The sequence below is a fragment of the Desulfosalsimonas sp. genome (genome assembly GCF_046483245.1).
GTDB lineage: Bacteria > Desulfobacterota > Desulfobacteria > Desulfobacterales > Desulfosalsimonadaceae > Desulfosalsimonas.
The window spans coordinates 1-3,839 of record NZ_JAWODO010000060.1 but is presented as its reverse complement, the minus strand read 5'-3'; the positions used below and the strand labels follow the sequence as shown (position 1 = coordinate 3,839).

Here is a 3,839-nt window from a genome sequence, read left to right as displayed (position 1 = left end):
CGCTCCAGCACACCTTTGAGAAGCGATTTTGGATCCCATGCCCTTATGGTTTCGGGCCCCAGCAGGCGGTTGATTATGGGAAATACTATCAAAGCCGCTGCCTCCTGACAGATAAAAACGAGCAGTGCCGGAATATAGTGCAGCATTTTGTCTCCTGTATGCGGTTACCGTCCCAGTTCCATTATGGCTTCTTTCAAAGCCTGGTATTCCTCAATCAGAAGGTTTTTTCGGCGCTTCCAGATTTGACTCCGGTTTTTGCCATGCAAAGCGCCCACTTCTTTGTTGTGGGAATTGGTCAGCATGTCGTAAATCAAGCGGCCGTCCCGCGGCGCCCACCGATTGGTCAATCCGTCGCAGACCAGGAACAGGCGGTTGAGCTGATGCATGCAGTAGATGTCGGGGAGGTCAAAACGGAATCGCGGTTTGCCCCTTGCCTTATCAGTAAGGATTTCTCTGGCTTTTGTCAGGCCGGGGCCCATCATTGTATGGGCTTTCAAAGGGTTGATGGGGGTGTCGATCACTCCGTAGACGGCAACATATCGTATTTTAAAGGTCAATTTCTTTCTGAGGATGGCTTCTTCCATGCAGAATACGGCTCTCAGCGCAGATTCAAGAGAGGCGGCAACGCCATGGAACTCGTCTCCCAGTGTAACCGTAAGGGGAGAGACAATCTCCTGTTTCAGCGCATTGTTGCAATAGGCCACAACCCCCATGAAATCATTGCCCAGCTTTGGCGGGTTGCTGTGCTGACTGCTGTCTATTATGTCGCCCATAAGAATGTGATAGTGAGCCATACTTGTCCTGTGCCGGTGGAATTAATCATTTTGGTATCAAATTTAATGATATTGATTGTAAAATTTCATTATTAATGAAACATATTTCTTCTATTCTGTCAATTTATTTTGCAAAACCGTTCAGCTCCGGATTCAACGGAAAAAAATCAGAAAAAATGAATCTTATACTTTTGGATCAAAAATTATGATACAAAATCCGGATTCTTTCGCCCACGCTGTCCATGCCCGAGTAGACCACCGGCACCACGATCATGGTCAGAAACGTGCCCACCAGCAGGCCGCTTCCGGCAACGATGCCCAGCGGGCTCAAACGCTCCAGGCCCACGGCGGTTTCGAAAATCAGGGGTGATAGCCCGATGATCGTTGAAAACGTGGTCATCAGGATGGGCCGGATGCGCAGCTCCACTGCCCGGACAATGGCGTCGTGTTTCTCTGCCCCCTTTTTTCTGGCCCTGATGATAAAATCGAGCAGCAGCACGCTGTTGTTGATGATGATGCCGGCCAGAAAGATCATGCCCATGGTGCCGGGCATGCACATGGGTTTGTCAAAGACCAGAAGCCCCCACATGGAGCCGGCCACAGCCAGGGGAATGGCGGCCATGATGGTTATAGGATGGGCAAATGAGCCGAACATGGCCAGAAGGAGTAAATAGAGCAGGACAATGCCGATGACCAGGGCCTGCCGCAATTGTTTCCGGGTGCTTTTCATGTCCGATGCGGTGCCGGCAGATTCCATGCTGTATCCGCCGGGCAGTTCCATACCTGCCAGGGCCTTTTGGGCCATGCCCGTGACCTGGCCGATGGTCATGTCATGGTTGACGCCGGTCACATCAATTGTGGCCTGAAGATCCTCCCGGGTGATAAAGGGGCGCTGGGTATGCTTTTCGACTTCTGCCATGGCCCGCAGGGGTATGGGGCCAGAATCCGATCCTACGTAAGCATGTTCCAGGGCCGACAGGCTGTTGCGCCCGGACAGGCCGTACTGCACCCGGATGGGAATATCGAGAAAATCTTCAAGGCGCATGGACGTGGCGGGCACGCCCTGCACGGCCGCGCTTACCTGGCGGGAGACTTCTTCCGGGGATGTGCCGTACATGCGCGCTAGGGCCGGATCCACGGTCACGTCCACCTGTTTTTGATCAAAATGCCAGCTTCGGCGCACATCCGTGAGGCCGCGCACGCCCTGGAGCCGCTGGATGGCCTTGTCGGCATGCCTGGAAAGGATCTTTGGATCCGGTCCGCTGATGATGATATCAACGGGCGCCTTGGTGGTGGCCATGGGCGTGGCCCCGTACTCGCTGACCCGGAAGCTTTTGATTCCCGGCACCTGGCGAAGTTTTTCCCGCCAGGTTTCCTGGATTTCCCAGATGGATTTTTTCCGCTGGGTCCGGTCCACAAGTTCCACTGTAATGGCGGCGGACTGTGCAGTCGCCCCGCCGGTGCCGAAAGATATGGCCCCGGGCTCCGAGCCGATCACCGAGGAGACCTTTTTTACGCCGGGCTGGGCATAGATGATTTCCTCCACCCGGTTCAGTGTTTTTTCCACCTGCCCGATATTGTCCGTGGCCGGCAGGTCGAATTCGACAATGGCAATGCCCGTATCCATGGGCGGCATGAGATCGCCGCCGATAATCGGGGGGATGGTCCGGACCGTGACCACGAAAAAGGCCGCAGCCAGGATCAGGGTGAGAACCCGCCAGCGCAGGGCGCCTTTTAAGATAAATACGTAAAAACGCCGGACAAAGCCCACGCCCACGTTCACCCATGATGCCGCGCGTTCGGCGACATTCTTTTTTCCCCTTTTTTTGCCCAGTACCTTCGAGGTCAGCAGCGGCACCAGGGTCAGGGCGATGACCAGGGAGGCCACCATGGTCAGGGAGATGGTCAGGCTCAGCCGGCCGATGGTGCGCTGGGGATAGCCGCCGATAAAGATGATGGGCACCAGGACGGCCACGGTGGTGAGCATGCCGGCGGTGATGGCCAGAGAAATTTCTCCGGCGCCGGTATCTGCCGCGGTTTTGGCATCCGGGTTTGATTGGGTTTGAAAATGACGGTAAATGTTTTCCAGGGCCACCACGGAGGCGTCCACCACCATTCCGGTGGCCACGATCAGGCCCGACAGGGTGACCATGTTCAAGGTATAGGGCGTAAACCAGAGCACGGCCAGGGTGAACAGAAAAGAAAGGGGGATGCTGATGCCCGCCACCAGGGCGGCGCGTGCTTCAGCCAGAAATAAAAAGATCACCGCCACGGTAAAGATCACCGCCTGGATGATTGAGAGCACCATGCCGCGCATGTTGATGTCGATTAACGGCTGCTGATCCTGGGTGATTTCAAAGGCAATGTCCGGGTAAAGGGCGGAAAGTTCCGGCAGAAAGGCTTTGACCCGCTCAATGGGGGCCACGGTTCTGCCGCCGTCGGGCTTGATGACGCCCAGGGCGATGGCTGCCTTGCCGTTTCCGTGATAGGCAGAGCGCGGCTCCTGTTCGGTGAGTTCCACCTCGGCCACATCTGAGATGCGCAGCAGGCCTGAGCCGGGCCGGCGGATCGGCAGCTTCCGGATTTGGCTTAAATCCTTGAATTCCCCTGCGATGCGCACCAGGTACTCGCTGTCGCCCGCATAAATGTTGCCTGCCGGGGCCGAGATGTTCTGTTCGGCCAAAACCGCAATGACCTCACCGATGGAAACGTTATTAGCCGCAAGCCGGTCACGGTCCACGTGGACCCGGATCTCGGGCCGGTGGCCTCCGAACACGTCCACGTCAGCCACTCCTTCTATGGCCAGGAGCCGGTCCTGGATCTGGTTTTCCGCCAAAAGGCGGATTTCGGAAAGATCGCGCCGGCTGTCATCTTTGGGCCGCAGGGCCAGGGTCAAAAGCGGGCGGGCCGTGGCATCGCTTAAGCGATAGAGTTTGGGTTCCTGTGCGTTTGCCGGGAGATCCGCCCGGATACGGGCTATGGCATTCTGCACGTCCAAAATGGCCTGGCCCGGGTCCTTGGAGTAGGAAAATTCCGCCATCACAGAGGATACCTGGTCGCGGCTGG

2 protein-coding genes are annotated in these 3,839 nt (G+C 56.5%); both read right to left on the bottom strand.

Annotated elements, in window-relative coordinates; translation table 11 throughout:
- Positions 1-164: 164 nt before the first annotated feature.
- A complete protein-coding gene (locus R6U41_RS05965) occupies positions 165-794 on the bottom strand; it encodes a SatD family protein (protein WP_410268919.1) in 630 nt (209 codons plus the stop codon).
- Between the two features lie 175 nt (positions 795-969).
- Positions 970-3,839 (bottom strand): efflux RND transporter permease subunit (locus R6U41_RS05960; RefSeq protein ID WP_410268918.1); only part of this gene is annotated, 2,870 nt, incomplete at its 5' end.